At 67.8% G+C, this 15,577-nt stretch carries 13 protein-coding genes; 5 read left to right on the forward strand and 8 right to left on the reverse strand.

Translation table 11 applies throughout. From position 1 onward, the window contains the following. Positions 1-12: 12 nt before the first annotated feature. The 5 genes from BMY97_RS45270 to BMY97_RS45290 form a co-directional block, all read right to left on the reverse strand. A complete protein-coding gene (locus BMY97_RS45270; RefSeq protein WP_091629813.1) occupies positions 13-681 on the reverse strand; it encodes a hypothetical protein in 669 nt (222 codons plus the stop codon). Positions 682-713: 32 nt separating this feature from the next. Continuing rightward, positions 714-1,709: a L,D-transpeptidase gene (locus BMY97_RS45275; protein ID WP_218157027.1), complete on the reverse strand. Its 996-nt coding sequence runs from the start codon at positions 1,707-1,709 to the stop codon at positions 714-716. A gap of 97 nt (positions 1,710-1,806) precedes the next feature. Further along, positions 1,807-3,723: a S53 family peptidase gene (locus BMY97_RS45280; RefSeq protein WP_091629815.1), complete on the reverse strand. Its 1,917-nt coding sequence runs from the start codon at positions 3,721-3,723 to the stop codon at positions 1,807-1,809. A gap of 364 nt (positions 3,724-4,087) precedes the next feature. Next, positions 4,088-4,375: a hypothetical protein gene (locus BMY97_RS45285; protein WP_091629817.1), complete on the reverse strand. Its 288-nt coding sequence runs from the start codon at positions 4,373-4,375 to the stop codon at positions 4,088-4,090. Between the two features lie 119 nt (positions 4,376-4,494). Continuing rightward, entirely contained in the window at positions 4,495-5,376 is an 882-nt protein-coding gene (locus tag BMY97_RS45290; RefSeq protein ID WP_091629818.1) for a hypothetical protein, read from the reverse strand. Between the two features lie 709 nt (positions 5,377-6,085). Here BMY97_RS45290 and BMY97_RS45295 point away from each other — a divergent pair. Beyond that, positions 6,086-6,547, forward strand: coding sequence for a helix-turn-helix domain-containing protein (locus BMY97_RS45295; RefSeq protein ID WP_091629820.1), 462 nt, complete (start codon positions 6,086-6,088; stop codon positions 6,545-6,547). Positions 6,548-6,596: 49 nt separating this feature from the next. On the opposite strand, the gene BMY97_RS45300 is transcribed toward BMY97_RS45295, so the two are convergent. Further along, a complete protein-coding gene (locus BMY97_RS45300; RefSeq protein ID WP_091629822.1) occupies positions 6,597-7,631 on the reverse strand; it encodes a hypothetical protein in 1,035 nt (344 codons plus the stop codon). A 615-nt stretch (positions 7,632-8,246) separates the two neighbouring features. On the opposite strand from BMY97_RS45300, the gene istA reads away from it, so the two are divergent. After that, on the forward strand, positions 8,247-9,719 hold the full coding sequence (gene istA, locus BMY97_RS45305; RefSeq protein ID WP_091629823.1) for an IS21 family transposase: 1,473 nt from the start codon (positions 8,247-8,249) through the stop codon (positions 9,717-9,719). Beyond that, positions 9,716-10,489 carry an IS21-like element helper ATPase IstB gene (gene istB, locus BMY97_RS45310; RefSeq protein ID WP_091629825.1) on the forward strand — a complete coding sequence of 258 codons (774 nt, stop codon included), beginning with the start codon at positions 9,716-9,718 and terminating at the stop codon, positions 10,487-10,489. The genes istA and istB overlap by 4 nt, the downstream gene beginning before the upstream one ends. Positions 10,490-10,639: 150 nt before the next feature. Here istB and BMY97_RS45315 read toward each other — a convergent pair whose 3' ends face one another. Then, a complete protein-coding gene (locus BMY97_RS45315; protein WP_091629827.1) occupies positions 10,640-11,782 on the reverse strand; it encodes a PAS domain-containing protein in 1,143 nt (380 codons plus the stop codon). A gap of 540 nt (positions 11,783-12,322) precedes the next feature. On the opposite strand from BMY97_RS45315, the gene BMY97_RS45320 reads away from it, so the two are divergent. Next, positions 12,323-13,246, forward strand: a complete 924-nt coding sequence (locus BMY97_RS45320; RefSeq protein WP_091629828.1) for a 1,4-dihydroxy-2-naphthoyl-CoA synthase — start codon at positions 12,323-12,325, stop codon at positions 13,244-13,246. Positions 13,247-13,337: 91 nt separating this feature from the next. Continuing rightward, a complete protein-coding gene (locus BMY97_RS45325; RefSeq protein WP_091629830.1) occupies positions 13,338-14,117 on the forward strand; it encodes an alpha/beta fold hydrolase in 780 nt (259 codons plus the stop codon). An 11-nt stretch (positions 14,118-14,128) separates the two neighbouring features. Here the strand turns inward: BMY97_RS45325 and BMY97_RS45330 are convergent, their stop codons facing one another. Continuing rightward, on the reverse strand, positions 14,129-14,923 hold the full coding sequence (locus tag BMY97_RS45330) for an MmyB family transcriptional regulator (protein WP_245787828.1): 795 nt from the start codon (positions 14,921-14,923) through the stop codon (positions 14,129-14,131). Between the last annotated feature and the right edge of the window lie 654 nt (positions 14,924-15,577).

Consider the following 15,577-nt stretch of genomic DNA (forward strand, 5'->3'; position numbering starts at 1 on the left):
CCCCGCCACTGGTCAGCCGGTCACCGCGTGGTGGCCGGGCTTGGGCTTGACGGGGACGGCGTCCTTGTCCGGTGCCTTGCCGGTTCCGGTCTTGCCGGGCTTGGTGGTCTTCGTCGGCTTCGGGCCAGGCTTGCCGGTGGGATCGGTGGTTGGCTTGCCGGTCGGCGGCTCGCTCGTCGGTGGGGTGGTGGCCTTGTCGCAGGTCACGCCGGCCGCCGTGACCGTCTGGCTGACCTTGCCCTTGGCGTCGGTGATGGTCACCGTGACGCCAGTCGCCGAGCTGCCCCCGCCGGCGCCGAAGGAGACGTGGAAGAACTGGGTGCTCTGCGCCGAACCGGAGTGGCTGACCTTGGTCACGCCCTGTTCGCAGGTGGCGGTGACCGAGCCGATCGCCTTGCCCCCGACGGTCAGGCTCCCCACCGTGGCCTTGGCGTAGCCGGGACGGGTCTCGGTGGAGATTCCCGATGCGCTGAACGAGGTGCCGGAGACCGAGCCGCTGTTGGCCGACTTGTTGTCGATGCCGGAGGCCTTGACGCCGAACGCGGTCGACCCCGAGGCGGCCGCGGCCGGCGATGCGGCGCTGGAGAGGGTGAGGCCGACGATTCCGGCGGCGAGGATGCCGCCGATTCCGGCGGCGGTCAGCGCCCGCTGAGTGGCGCGAGGTGTTGCAGTGCGGACCACGAGGTCCCCCCTTGGTGTGTTGGATGTGGTGTTCACGTGATGTCCACGACGCTGCCCAGCGGCACGGTCGTTGAGATCACGTCGAGTGCGTCGGGCGGAATCCGGACGCAGCCGTCTGAGGAGGCCTGACCGAAAACCGTTGCGGTCGGCCAGGTATGGATGCCGACGGTCCCCGGACCGCCGCCAAAAGTCGTGTGGGTGTCTGAATGGGCGCCCAGCGGAAGAACCACCGGGCTGAACGTGGGGTGATCCTCCAAAATGGACGACAACACGAACGTCCGCCCCGCGGGTGTGACCGCCCCGGCCTTGCCCACCCCGATCGTCCAGCGCCCAATCTGGGCGTCGTTCTCGAACAACGTGAGCGCGAAGTGCTCGCGATCGACCGCGATGCGGTATCTGCTGTGCTCGGTGGTGACGGCCGGATCTTCGAGATAGACCCAGCCGGTGGATCCGTTGGGGCGGCTGGGAAGCAGTACCTGTGCCCAGCCGGGTTGTTCGGCGATCACGGGCACCTTGGTGTCGGTGGCCAGCTCGGCGAAGTGTTGCTGGGGCGGCAATGCGGCGATCGGCGCGCTTCCGGGCGCGGCGAACACCGCGACCGTGGTGGTCGGATGCACGATCCTGCCGGAGGTGCGTGCGGTCGGCGCCGGGTCGGCAGGGGCGCCCGTCACCGTGGTGAACGTCGTCGATTGCGGCAGTGCCGCCAGCGCCGCGGCGGTGACGTCCTGCGGCGCCACGATCTGCTCCCCGGTGTCACCGGCGTCCGCCTCGGCGGTCGCGGTTGTGTCGGTGACTGGCCCGGCCAGTGGGGTGCTCTCTCCGCCAGAGGCCAAGGCGATGATCGCGACCAGGGCGACGACGACGGCCAGCGCCGCGGCCAGTAGCAGGCCGGTCCGGCGGTTCCGATCGCCCGAGGGCGGCTCCGTCGAGCTGCGCACTCCCGATGGGGGTGTCGGGCCGAGCGAGGCGTCCTGCTCGGGTCCGAGCTGATCCCGTTGCGGGGTCTGGCCGCCGTCCTCGCTGTTCATCGAGACCTCCTTCCTGGTTGTTGGGGGGCTTGCCGGCGCGGAGTGGCGACGCGTGGCCGTCCCGAGCGGCGATGCGCCGCCACTCCGCGAGCGGGATCTACTTGCCGAGCGCGGCGACGAAGCCGGGCGCCGGCGTGCCGACACCGGTGAGCGGGTCCCAGCCGGGACCGCTCTGCAACGTCTGGGGCTTCTGGTCGAAATCGATCAGGTACGACCCCTGCGTCGTCGGCGTGGTTACGCCGCCGTATCCGCCGACGAAGTTGGTCCACACACCGGTGGAGTGGTGGGTGACGTCGGAGATCGCCGCGGTGCCCGCGAGGCTGTAGATCGCCGGGTTGAGGAATCCCAACCGGTCAGTGCCCGCTGCCTGGGCCGCGTTCGCGACCATGCCCGCCAGCAGCGGCGATGCCAGGCTCGTGCCACCGGAGTTGAACTCGAAATATCCCTGGCCCGGGATGGTCTGTCCGATGGCGAAACCCGTGTAGGCATCGGCGAGCGCGCCGATGTCGGGCACCGAGCGCTTCGTTCCCGAGACCTTGCCTGTCTGGTAGTCCGGCAAGTCGTAGGTGGTTGCCACGCCACCGCCGGCTCCGCCGGCGAAGGGGCCGTCCTTGTCCTGGGTCGGGGCGTATCCGTTGCCGGACTGCACCAGCGCCGAGGAGGTCCAGCCGGTGTCGAACTGCTTCTTGTTCGCGCTGTTCACAGCGACGCTGGTCCCACCGACGGCGGTGATCCAGGGGTTGGCCGCGGGGAACTGCGGGGTCGGCTTGCCGGCGATGGCCGACGCGTCGCCCGCGTCGCCTGAAGACACCATCAGCGACTGACCCTGGATCGCGGCCTGCACGCCGATGCTGTCCATCTGCGCGCGGGTCGTGGGGGCGACTCCTGCCTCGCCGCCGTTGTTGCCCCAGGAGTTGGTGATGATGCCGACCTGGTTGTCCGCGACGGCGCGATTCATCGCGTCGTAGAGAGTGCGGCAGTCCTTGGCGGCGTAGTAGGTCAACTTCGCTGCCGGTGCGGCGGTGTGGGCCGCCTGCACGTCCAGTGCTTGCTCGCCGTTCCAGGAGTCCGGCTCACAGGTGGGGTCGTTGTTGAAACCGCCGTCGGGGAGCTTGACCGCGTACTGGTTCGCGGCGATCGGTGGCGAGCCAAACTTCGCGGCGGCACGGTTGGCGTCGGCGAGGGTCGTCGCCCCGTTGTATGCGCCGACGATGCCGATGGTCGTGCCAGCGCCGGTGTTGGCGCTGGTCAGGCCATAGATTCCCCGAGTCTGCGCGGTGTTGTAGCCGCAGAGGACGTTGGACTGGTCGGCGTACTTCTGCGGGACGCTCGTGTTGACGGTCTGGCCCCAGTACGTGGCGCAGTTCGCGCCGCCTGCGGCCTGTGCCGCGGGAGCGGGGTGGAGCACATTCTGCGGAGTGCTCATCTTTTCGGAGTCGTCCAGCCCCAGGACGCCAGTGACGGTCCCGCGCACCGCTGCGGGCAGTGTGATCACCTTCTCGGGCGCCACCAGCTTCTGGATCTTGCCGTCCTTGCCCTTGTGCCGGTACGTCGCCAGCTGGGTGCCGAACGCGCGCTCGAGGGTGCCGGTGTCGGCGACGACGTCGACGAAGTGCCGGTTCGACGAGACGCCGGTGACGCGCAGGCCCTGCCCGCGCAGCCAGTCGCTGACCTGGTCGACGGTGGCCTGCGTCGCGGCGAAGCGGTCGTTGAACTGCCCGGCGGTGAGGGTCTTGCGGAACTGCGGCGACCCGGGCGTGCTGATCGCCTTGGCCAGCGCCTCCGCGCCCGCCTGGTCGCGCAGCGAGAGTGCGATCTGGATGTGGCGCTGCGCGTGGGCGTCGGTGTCGCCCACCTTGGCGGCCGGTGTGGCCCACGCCGGCGTGCTGCCCGCGACGGCGACACGATCGCCGTCCTGGTCGCTCGCCGCGATTGCCGGCGAGGCCGCCGCGATCCCGGCCAGCGCCGCGCATCCGGCGATCACGCTGACCGCGCGAGATGGTCGTACTGCCATGTGTAAAGCCCCCGTACTCGGTTGACTTACCCGAAACACACCGGAATTCAGAGGACAGCACGACGCCTGTCATTGTTCGGCGAATTCGGGCGCAAAGATCCCCGTTGTCGAATTCATGACTTGCCGGTGTCGGGCCCCTCTGTGCGGCAATGCCGCACCGGTGCCGCCAGCGTCTCCCCTGCTGGCCTTGTGAGCTGGGCTTTCCCTGCTCGCGCTTCACTCTGCACAACGGTGGACAAGCATGTCAACTGATTCTTGGATTTATTTTTGGATCGTATTTCGTGTCTATTTTGGGCAGGCTGAAGCACCCATTTATCGGGGGATAAACAGGTCCTGCGAGATGTTCTCTATTGTTTTTTGATTACTACTGGTGCACGGGTTCCACCTTTTCCGCGACGAAAGGAAGTCCGCCTCCGCATGGGGTCGCACTATTGAGCGGGACAAAGGCGTAGCCGGTGATGCGGACTCGCTCGCTCGGTGCTGCGCCGCCAAACACGGCGCGCTCGCGGTCGGTGGCCATCTGGCCGGTGATCCGCAGCTGCTGACCGGCTGTGGTGACCATTTCGGCGCAGCCGACGTGATCGGTGCGCCACGCGACAGTCCCCTCGACGGTGACCTCGGGGCCGCGCTGATCCGGTGGCGGCGTGTTCACCGACGCGGTTGGCGCGGGAGGCCGTGACGGCGGGGGAGATGGTGACCCCGGGGAGCAGGCGGCGAGGGTCATGGCCGTGAAGGCGATGCCGGCCGCCGCGGCTCGCAGTATTCGCGTGTTCATGCCGCACTCCCGGTGTTGCCGCTGTGCTCGTCATGTAGTGCCTCAGCGACTGCGGCGGCCGCGAGGATGACTGAGTTCGGCTCGCGCATTCGAGGCTGGATGCCGGTGAGGATCTCGTGCGCGCGGGCAGCGCTGAACGGTGCGCCGAGCAGCCACACCTGCGGGAGCAGATACCCGCCACGGCGGGTCACGTAGATCTCGCCGGTGCGCTCGAGATATCCGAGCATCCAGGGGCCGCTGCGGTCCAGCGGGCGGCTGTCGGGCTCGTCGTCGTCCCCGTCTCGGCGCCACTGGTGGCCGAACACGTCCCCGCCCAGGATCGGGTATCCCCACTGGGAATCGGAGGTGCGGCGGGAGTCCGCGGTCAAGAACGCGTCCTCGTCGTCGAACGTGATCACGCTCGCGGGAAGGTCGGGCGAGCGTTGCCAACCGGCGGCGGACTCGGCGAGCAGGCCCTCGGGCGCGTCGACGCCGATGACGAACTGGCGCACGAGGTTCTGCAGCTCGCGGATGTCGTCGAGCTCAGAGACCGCGGTGGTGTGCTCCTCGATGGCGTCGAGCAGTCTCGCCGAGTTTTCCTTACGCTGATCCCGCGCCTTGAGCGACCACCACGGCCCCGCCGCATTGTCCAAGTCGTTGCGGGAGCGGGAAATCGTCGTCTCGGCAGTGCCTACTTTGGACAGCAGCTCCGCGCCGATGCCACGGAGGTGACCTTCCAGTCGGATGAGGTCGGATGTGGGATCGGCGGTCGTCCCGATTCCCTCCGGTCCGATCAGCCAGTCGTCGATGGGGCTGGGGACCCGGTCGGCGCGGCGGCCTAGTCGAAGGGTCAGCCCGTCTTCGGTGTGCTGCCAGCTCGGGCTGTGGTGTGGTGTCATCGGATGCTCCCCCTGCTTGGTCGGGGGAGGGACATCGTGGCGATGGCCTGGACGCGCGGGTGGACCGCGCGGTGTGAGAGGCTCCGGCTGGCGTGCTGACGCGCTGAGGGTCAGCACGGGTGAATCAGCACGCCAGCCGTCACCTTCTGGGTCGGCCTCCTGTTTGGCCGACCTTTTCCCCAGACGGCGGTCCCCTCCCCGGTCCCACCGCCTGGATCGCGCACCGCCCGGGGCGGCTGGACCTGTTGTGGGGGTATCCAGCCGTGCTCCGTGACGGTGAAGTTCGTGTCCGGCTCGCGTCGGTCGGCGCTGATCGCAGATCTGTCAACTGCCTGATCTGCGATCAGCGGCGGGGCCGCGGTCGCCGGCGTGCCTCGTCAGCCGGTCGTTCGCGACGTCCTGGCTGCGGTGGCCGGGGCGGCACCGCGCCGCCGGGCGGGCTTCGCCTGCTGAATCATTGCCTCCCCTTTCAAGCCTGGTCGAAAGCCCGCATGTTTTCCCCGAAGTGCTGCGCCGGGGCCCCTGCAGCGGGCTAGCGTGACCCCCGTGAGGGGGAACGCTGTGTCACCAGTCTTCTCAGATCCTGTGAAGCTAGGTACCATCAACACCTAGAAGCATAGAGAAGTCACGAAATCTGTCAACCGTGCCTCCCAAGATTTTGGGAGGCACGCGCGGGGCGCCCACACCCGCGTACACCCGGGAGGTCGCTGTGCACCCGGCACACCCGCAGGTCAAGACGTCCTTCGCGGACAAGCTGAACTTCTTGTTCGACACCGTTAAGCCGAAGAACGACGATGACCGGAAACACCGGCGGAAGTCCCAGCACTCCAACGACGAGGTCGCCAAGGCCGTCGCCGCCTACACCGGCGAGCCGTGCAGCCACAACTACATCGGCAAGTTGCGTTCCGGCGCGAGCGCCGAGCCCAAGATCGCGGTCGTCGAGGCCATCGCGGACTTTTTCGAGATGCCGCCGGCGTACTTCTTCGACGACGCCAGGTCCCAGGCGATGATGGAGCAGATGGAACTGGCGACGATCCTCGCCGATTCCGACGCCCGCGCTCTTGTGCTTCGAGAACTGCAGGAACTCGACCCAGCCGACGTGCCGGTGATCACCGAGACGATGCGAGCGCTGCGCAGGGTCCGGCAGAGCAAGAAAGAAGACCCGCAGTAGTGCCGCAGCGCCGTGCCTGCCCTGCTCCTCGTTTTCGGCGGCCGGCGATCTAGGAGGTTTCGGATGCAGGGTCGGCGCTGGGCAGCCACGGCGCCGCCGGTAACCGGTCGAACACCGTCCAGGTTTCCATCTCCGCGACCCCCTTGGTTTCCAGCGCCTCGATCTCGGCTCGGAGAGCCGGGTCGAGGTTCCCCAAGAGGCGGGGGTACTTCGATGGGCGCACTGGCCACGGCGAATCGCCGCGGCGAGGCAGCGATGCAACCAGGTCTACAGAAGCGGTCTCCGGCAGCGCGGTGCCCGGGCCACGCGGGCGCCGATCAAGCGGTCCGAAGTCGACCTCCACCGTGGTGACCGAGCGGCGCAACGCGTCGTTCGAGCAGTCCACCCACAGCGGCTGTGTCCCGCCGAACAGCCCCAGACGGCGCAACAACCCGCTGTCCACCCACGCGGTGCGGACGTCGCCGCCGCATTTCGGGTCGAACAGGATCCACGCCTTCTCGCCGGTGAGCCACCCCCCGGCGTCCCACTGCGGAACGATCGCGTCCTCGTCCTCGGCCCAGAACGCGCGCAGCTCGCGTTCCAGACTGAGCCAGCGATCGCGCCGCATCCCCGCCAGCAGAATCAGAGCCCCAGTGCCGGGCCAGGACAGTTCCAGCCCACGCCGCGTGTGCACAGCGCGCAGCCCCGGCACCCCGCCGGCATACGCCAGAGGCACGTCCGACCGGCCGATGTCACTCTGTTTGTCCGGCACCGCCCCGGGCAGCACCATCTCGAGGAACGAGAACTGGGCGGCGGGGTGGACATGCAGCACGAGTTCGTGCGGGCGCGGGGTGACCGCAGTGATGCCCAAGACGGTGCTGGCTGGCCAGGGCCATTGCTCGTCGGGCTCCGACAAGTCGTTCCACCGGTTGAGTTCGGACAGCAACCATGACTCCAGGTACTCCTGCCAGCGGCTCCCCGCCGCAGGCAACGGCCCGTGCCGCTTGATCTCGGTGACCGCCTGGGCGTGGGTCTCGCCGGTGTTTTCACGGCGACGACGGACAAGGGCCTTGAAACGAAGTGCGGGCGTGATGATGGTGGACATAGCTCTGCTCCCGAAAGGTCGCCCGGTCGACCCAAGTCAGGAACTGCGGAAGTGCCGCAAATCTTTGATGTGCAAGTAAATTCACGACCCTGCGGGCATGAGTGCCTGCTCTGGCCGACTGACCGCAACCGGGAAGCGGCGCGCCGGGCCCGGCCGAGGAGCCGACCGCAGCCAGCAGCATACCGGCCCATGGCGGAACAGTCGCGACTGCTCAGCCAAGCGAGCCGGTGCGGCCGGGTCGGTCGGGCAGACAGCGGGGACGGCACCGTGCGAGACCGTGTTCACCCGTTACCGAGGAAAACCATGACAAAATGATGACAATGCGAGGCTAAGAGCCGGGCCACCCTTGGGATGTCGTCATCTTCGCCGCACGGGCAGATCTGCGGCGCCCATCATCGGTGGTGCCAGCGGACATGAAAAAATCCGGGTAGATGGACAGTTCGGTCCGGGTAGGCGGACATCAAACCTCCGGGTCAGCGGATAGCAGATCTCCGGAAGACGTACCTGAACAGTCACAACAGGCGGGATCCCTCCGGTCGGGGTTGGCTCTGGATGTCGATCACAGCGCCACGGCCGTCCCGGAGGGATCCCTTGAGCAAGTCTGACAGGGAAATCATGGAGATCTTGGAAGCGTTCGACCGGACACGCTGTGCTCACTCCGCAGCACAACTGGCCGGGGTAGATGAGAAGACCGTCACCCGATATGTCACGTTGCGTGACAGCGGTCGGGACCCGGCCCAGCCGTCCCGGCGAGCCCGGCTGATCGACCCGTACCTGGACCGCATCGAGCAGATGGTCGAGGACTCCCAAGGCCGGGTGCGCGCCGACGTGGTGCACCAACGCCTGGTCACCATGGGCTTCACCGGTACCGACCGCTCGACCCGCCGGGCGGTCGCCGAGGCCAAGACGGCGTTCAAGGCCGGCCACCGCAGGAAATACAGGCCATGGGTGCCCGAGCCGGGCATGTGGTTGCAGTTCGACTGGGGCGAAGGCCCCCGCGTGGGCGGCCGGCGCACGCAGCTGTTCTGCGCCTGGCTGTCCTGGTCGCGGTTCCGGGTGGTACTGCCCTCCTGGGACCAGACCTTGGGCAGCCTGGTGTCCTGTCTGGACAGTACTCTGCGCCGGATCGGTGGCGCACCAACGTATCTGCTCACCGACAACCCCAAGACCGTCACCATGGACCGGATCGCCGGCGTCCCGATCCGGCATCCCGAGATCGTCGCCACCGGACGGCACTACGGCTGCAAGGTCGAGACCTGCGAGCCCTTCGACCCGGAGTCCAAGGGCGGCGCCGAGCACACCGTCAAGATCGCCAAGGCGGATCTGGTGCCGACCTCGGCGAACCTGCTGCCCGCCTACGACTCGTTCACCGACCTGGTCACGGCCTGCCTCGTCTGGTGCGAGCGGGTCAACGCCCGCGCCCACCGGGAGACCGCGACCGCCCCGGCCGCCCGGCTGGCGGCCGAACTGGCCTACCTGCACGTGTTGCCCGTCGAGCCGCACGCGATCGCGCTGGGCGAGGAGCGTCTGGTCGACACCGACCAGACCGTGCGGTTCGGGTCGGTGCGCTACTCCACCCCCGACGGCTATCAGGGCAGCAAGGTCTGGTGCCGGGTCGCCGGCGAGGAGTTGGTGATCACCGCCCGGGTCGAGCATGGCCTGGTCGAGATCGCCCGGCACGAGTTGTCCACGCCGGGCAATCCCCGCATCCGGCCCGAGCACTATCCCCACCATCCCGACCAGCCACTGCCGCGCGAACCGAGGATCCGGCCGCGCACCGAGTTGGAAATCGCCTTCCTCGCACTCGGTGAGGGCGCCCGCCGCTGGCTGGTGGAGGCCGGCGCGACCGGCGTGAAACGGATCCGGGCGAAGATGACCCGCGCGATCGAACTCGCCGCGGTCATCGGCACCGAGGAGGTCGACGAGGCGTTGGGGCTGGCCGCGATCGCCGGCCGGTTCGGCGAGGACGACCTGGCCTCGATCCTGGACCACCTGGCCACCTCGGCGCCGGTCGGGGAAGTGGTGGCCGTCGACGAGAACCACTCCGCCCAACCAGGCACCTCCGGCTGGGAAGAGTTCGGATCATGAGCGGCCCCAAGGCACCCGAGTTGCCCGAGGAACTGGACCGCATCCTGCGTCGGATGCGGATGCCCTACCTGCGCAAGGCCGCCCCGGACGTGCTGGCGACCGCGCGAGCGCAGCGCTGGGACCCCGCCGAGGTCCTGCGCGTGTTGCTGTCCGAGGAGACCAGCGGCCGCAACTCCGCGACCCGGCGGATGCGGCGCAAGGCCGCGAACTTCCCCACGGGCAAGACATTCTCGTCCTGGCGGCCGGAGGAGTCCTCGATCACCGAGGCCACCCAGCAGTCGCTGATGACCCTGGAATGGGTTGGCAGGCATGAGAATCTGGCCCTGGCAGGGCCGTCGGGCACAGGGAAGTCGCACTTCGTCGAAGCCCTCGGGCATGTCGCGATCGAGACGGACATGCGGGTCGCGTGGTTCACCCTGGAGACGCTGACGGTCGCGGTCGGCAAGGCCAAGGTGGACGGTTCGGTGGCCCGGACGGTCTCCCGGATCTGCGGCTGCGATCTGATCGTGGTCGATGACATCGGGATGTTGCCGGCCGGCCAAGACGCCGCCGAGGCGTTCTACCGGATCATCGATGCCGCATACGAGCGGCGGTCGATCGCAGTGACGAGCAACCTTCACCCGTCCGGATTCGATTCAATCATGCCCAAGACACTGGCCACCGCGACAGTCGACCGGCTGCTGCATCACGCTCATCTGGTCACCACCAAGGGCGACTCGCACCGGCTGGCCGAGGCGATGGCCGGCAAGGGGGTGGTCTCGTTGACCTGACCACACATCCGGAGAACTGGTGTCCGCCAGTCCGGAGTGCTGGTGTCCGCCCACCCGGCAACCAGACGTCCGCCTACCCGGAAGACCCGCTGACCGTTGACAGGTGGCGCAATCGGGGCGATGCCGCCACACGGATCGAGTGGCAGGTACTTAGGAGGTGGCCGGGTCGGCCGGACTGACCCGACACAGGACGTGATACGGCTCGCCGGTCGGACGGCGGACCCCGGTGCCGGCCATTTCCAGCCAGCGCCAGTCCCCGTCGGTCGATCTGAAGCGCACGCGGACCGGCTCGGTGATGTCGTTGGGACGCTCGCCGGCTTGCTTGAGCATGTGTCGCAGGGTTTCGAGGTCGTCGTGGTGGCACATCTTCGGCAGCCACCGGCTCGGCGGCAACCGCACGCCCAGCTGCGCGAAGGCGCCGGTGGTCAGGTAGATGTGCTCGTAGCTGGTGTCGATCCCGATCATCGCTTCACGCGAGAGCGCCAGCGCGGCGTCAAGGTAGTCACGCGCACCGACCCGGTCGTTCTGGTCGGGGGACAGGTGATCGATGTTGAGCGTCGTACCGCGGAACCAGGTGGTCTCACCCGGCTCGGATACCTCGCTGCGCCCGGCCATGCGGAGCTTGCGCAGCTCGCCGGTGAACGGGTTGCGCCCGGTGAAGCAGTGGACGTACAGCGCGTCGGTTGAGGCGGTCAGGAACTCGTCGACGATGCGTCGCATCTGGGGCCGGTCGTGGTCGGCGACGAGTTCGTCGAGGTACTGCGGACCTTCCCACCACGACAGCGTGTCGGGGGCGCGCCCGCTCAGCATCTGCGCGGCCGCGGCGGGCTTCGGGATGCCGTAGACGTCGTAGAGCTCGTCCGACCAGTAGGTCCGAACTTGCTGATCCGGGCCGGGTGGCGTGACTTTCCATTCCCAGCTGCCGATGGAGGGGCGCGGCGGGAACGGTGTGCCCTCGGGGCCGTAGCAACCCAGCATGGCCAGCGGCGTTCCCGACACCGCGCCCAGGATCGGCAGCGCGCGCACGGTCCAGCGGCGATTGAATGCCTCGACGTTGCGCTGGCGAGGCTTGCCGTCGCCGGCGACGGAGCCCATTTCCGGTAGCAGGATCCGGCGAGCCGCCGGGTCCAGCGTGGCGCGCGGGGACACCCCGCGATACAGGGAGTCTCCGACCGCCAGCAGGTGGAAACGTGCGTCCAGCACCACCCACTGGAGCTGGTGACGGCGATCAGGGCTGGGCGCCGGGGTCATCCGCGGGCCGGGCAGCTCGAGCCGGCCCGTCGTCGGCGGCACGGCTTCTCGCCGGGACCGACGACCGGCGCGGTGACGGCAACGTATGCGAAGGTGCTCGAAAGAAGTGTCGGGAACGCCGATTTACGCATGTCGTTAGCCACCCGATCAGCGTAATTCGCAAGGCTTCTCGGCACGTGCCATTCACGCTAATGGCGGAACCGGCTGCGTAGTCCACGCATCGGCGCGCCACCGGGACCACGTCCTGCCCGACCACGAAAACACGCCCTGCACCAGGGCAGCGAGTTCGCTCAGAGGTCCGAGATTTCTCATCGGTGCATTGGACAGCGGGAACCTGGTTACGCGGTACTTCGAGGCGGAGGTCATCCTGCGGCAGGTCGTCGCCGAGCTCGTCGCGAACTGAGCGCTCGGACGTCGCGGCGACGTGCGGGAGCGATCATCCGGGGTGGGCCGCCCAGCATCGGGATAGCCGCGACAGTGCTGATCAGAGCTCTGCTCACGCTTGGCCTGGGACGTTGCGACATCGAGATCAAGACCACGTGACGCGGACGACAGGACGTGATCACCACTAGGCTCGAGCGGATGGACGATGCCCAGATTTCCGAGCTGTTCGACGCGGCATTGTGGACCGAGGCCGGCGGTGTTGACTTCACCGACATCACCTATCACCGTTCGGCCGAGAGCCGTAGCGGCAAGCGCGTGGTGCGCATTGCGTTCGACCGCCCGGAGGTCCGCAACGCCTTCCGGCCGCATACCGTGGACGAGCTGTACCGCGCGCTCGACCACGCGCGGATGAGCTCGGACGTCGGGTGCGTCCTGCTCACCGGGAACGGCCCGTCGCCCAAGGACGGCGGCTGGGCGTTCTGTTCCGGCGGTGACCAGCGCATTCGCGGACGCTCCGGGTATCAGTACGCCAGCGGCGACACATCCGACACAGTGGACCCCGCCCGTGCCGGCCGGTTGCACATCCTCGAGGTCCAGCGGCTGATCCGGTTCATGCCGAAGCCGGTGATCGCGGTCGTTCCGGGTTGGGCCGCGGGCGGTGGGCACTCCCTGCACGTGGTGTGCGACCTGACGCTCGCCTCGGCCGAGCACGCGAAGTTCAAGCAGACCGACGCCGACGTCGGCTCGTTCGACGGCGGTTACGGCTCGGCCTACCTGGCGAAGATGGTCGGCCAGAAGTTCGCCCGGGAGATCTTCTTCCTCGGCCGGGAGTACTCCGCGGAGCAGATGCACCGGATGGGCGCGGTGAACGAGGTCGTCCCGCACGCCGAGCTGGAGACGGTGGCTTTGGACTGGGCGTGGACGATCGCCGGGAAGTCGCCGACGGCCCAGCGGATGCTGAAGTACGCGTTCAACCTCACCGACGACGGCCTGGTCGGCCAGCAGCTGTTCGCCGGCGAGACCACCCGGCTGGCGTACATGCAGGACGAAGCCGTCGAAGGCCGGGACGCGTTCCTGCAGAAGCGCAACCCCGACTTCAAGGACGTCCCCTACTACTACTGACCTGCGGATACGGCACCTGCGCGAGCGGGGTATTGCTAAGGTGCAGTCCAGCGAGGGGGCTGTACTTTTTCGAACTGGGGAACGTTCAACAATGCCTGTTGCGATGATCGACGACCTGCCGCTGTCCTACACCGACAGCGGCGGCGACGGCCCGGCCGTGCTGCTGGGGCACGGCTACTTCCTGGACAGCAGCATCTTCACCGCCCAGGTGGCGGCCTTGAGTCCGCAATGGCGGATCATCTGCTGGGATGCTCGCGGCCACGGTGCCACGCCCGACACTCCCGGCACGCCCTATACCTACTGGGATCAGGCCCGCGATGCACTCGGCCTGCTCGACCACCTCGGCTTGGAGCGAGCTGCCGTCGGAGGTGTCAGCCAGGGAGGGTTCATCGCGCTGCGCGCCGCGTTGCTCGCGCCCGAGCGGGTCAGTGGACTGGTGCTGTGGGACACCGAGGCAACCGCCTGTCACCCCGACGACAAGATCGGCTACCAAGGCATGTTCGACGCCTTGGCCGCGCGCGGCGCGATCGACGAGCTCACCGTCCCGCTCTCGACGCAGCTGCTCGGCGACTCTGATCAGCGCGAACACTGGCGCGCGACCTGGCGCCGCGGCGACTTGCCGCTCGGTCCGGCCGCCCGCTGCCTGCTCGACCGCGACGACGTCAGCGGGCGCCTCGGGGAAATCAGCTGCCCGGCGTTGCTGATGTGGGGCGAACACGACGTGTCCCTGCCGCGCGACCGGATGGACCTGCTGCATCAGCGCCTGCCCGCCGCGTCCGGAGTGCACGTGATCGCCGGTGCGGCGCACACGCCGCCGCTGACACACCCGGTCCAGACCAACCGCCTGCTCGGCGAGTTCCTCGCCGGGTAGCCAGTGCCGGCTCAGGTGCTGGTGCCGGCCTCGGTGGTCATCTTGGCGCCCAGGTAGAGCTGCAGGGCTTCGCTGGGATCGGGGGTCGAGAACACTTGCGCGAACAGTGTGACGTCCTCTCCGAGGTCGAGGTCGCGCACCAGCATCTCGGGTTTGTGCCGTCCCATCAGGATCTCGCGTGCGTTCCACATCTGGACGAAGTCGGTGTAGCGGGCCAATTCACTGAGCACGGTGTTGAACAGCGGGTTGCCGCGGCGGCGAGCCATGTGACCACGTAGCCACGCCACGGTGAGCCGTGCCTCGATCTCCCACTCGACCATGATCTTGCGCGACTGCCGTTCGGCGAAGAACCAGACGAGGACGTTTCCGTGCTTGTCCAGTTGTCGGAAGATGCGGTTGTACTCCGCGTTCGCGTACACCACGTTCCATGCCTCGTCGACGTATCCCGCCAGCGACGGGTGGAGGTTGTCGACGTACTGCTTCTGCAGGTCGGAAACGCGTGCGGGCGGAGGCGCATGGTGGGCTTGCGGCGGGGTGGCCAGGTCGTGCAAGTGCTGGCGCACCAGTTCGCTCACACCGAGAGCTGATGCCAGGCGGTCCACAATCGACGGTGTCGGGCTGTCCGCGTGGCCCTGCTCGAGCTTGATCAGGTAGCCGGTGCTGATGTCGGCGTCGGAGGCGAGCTGGGTGCGGCTGATTGTTGGGCGGGTTTCCGGCGGAGTTTGTGCGGGAAACTCGCACGCGGACCCTCCCCGCCGCAGATGACGGAGATAGTCGGCAAAAGTGGGAGCTGTGATCACCGTCACGTTTCATTCACCGTGTTCGCAGGAGTGCTGATCAGGATGACCGAGCGTGGTGCCTGGTGAAGCGTCGGCGTCGTTCACCAGCAACACCCTAGGCTACTTAGAGTAATGCGTGCAACTGGCAGGGATACCCCTGGCTGGAGTAGGCGCGTAACCCGGGTTCGGAAACTTCCACCCGGTGTAGGCGACTCTCCGTTAGTATCGCGCCTGCGTGACCAGCGGGATCCGCTGGTCACAGGCCCGATCCCAGTAGTCCTAGGGCGTGGCCGATCCCAAGGGGGATCTGCGGCAGTCACATTCCGCAGATCGGGGTTGTGCTGTACGTAGGGACACGGGGTGTGACTGCCTACCTCCACTCGTGAGCACGATTCGTCCGGTTGGGGAACCGGGGGACATCGTCGAGGGCGAAGGTGAAGGCAGCTCGGGGCTCGCCTCGTGTCGTGAAGGGTTACCGGCCAGGACCACCGTCTTGGCCGGCTAACACGAGCACCGAGGGGGAAGTACACGTGAAGATCACCACCACCCGGAGCTTGCGGGAATGGTGTGAGTCAGCCGTCCAGACGCTGCCGATTCCGGCGCCGTTCACGTTGGAGGGGTTTCTCGAGCAGGTCGGTGACCACAGTGGCCGCCGGATCGAGTTGCTGCCGGCGATCCTGG

The organism is Amycolatopsis saalfeldensis (assembly GCF_900110575.1).
Taxonomy (GTDB): Bacteria; Actinomycetota; Actinomycetes; order Mycobacteriales; family Pseudonocardiaceae; genus Amycolatopsis; species Amycolatopsis saalfeldensis.

What these genes read in the sequence shown, in the direction of transcription:
- istB (WP_091629825.1), top strand. Translation starts at nt 9,716, where the DNA reads ATGAGCGGCCCCAAGGCACCCGAGTTGCCCGAGGAACTGGACCGCATC.
- BMY97_RS45280 (WP_091629815.1), bottom strand. Translation starts at nt 3,723, where the DNA reads ATGGCAGTACGACCATCTCGCGCGGTCAGCGTGATCGCCGGATGCGCG.
- BMY97_RS45320 (WP_091629828.1), top strand. Translation starts at nt 12,323, where the DNA reads ATGGACGATGCCCAGATTTCCGAGCTGTTCGACGCGGCATTGTGGACC.
- istA (WP_091629823.1), top strand. Translation starts at nt 8,247, where the DNA reads ATGGAGATCTTGGAAGCGTTCGACCGGACACGCTGTGCTCACTCCGCA.
- BMY97_RS45290 (WP_091629818.1), bottom strand. Translation starts at nt 5,376, where the DNA reads ATGACACCACACCACAGCCCGAGCTGGCAGCACACCGAAGACGGGCTG.
- BMY97_RS45275 (WP_218157027.1), bottom strand. Translation starts at nt 1,709, where the DNA reads ATGAACAGCGAGGACGGCGGCCAGACCCCGCAACGGGATCAGCTCGGA.
- BMY97_RS45300 (WP_091629822.1), bottom strand. Translation starts at nt 7,631, where the DNA reads ATGTCCACCATCATCACGCCCGCACTTCGTTTCAAGGCCCTTGTCCGT.
- BMY97_RS45325 (WP_091629830.1), top strand. Translation starts at nt 13,338, where the DNA reads ATGCCTGTTGCGATGATCGACGACCTGCCGCTGTCCTACACCGACAGC.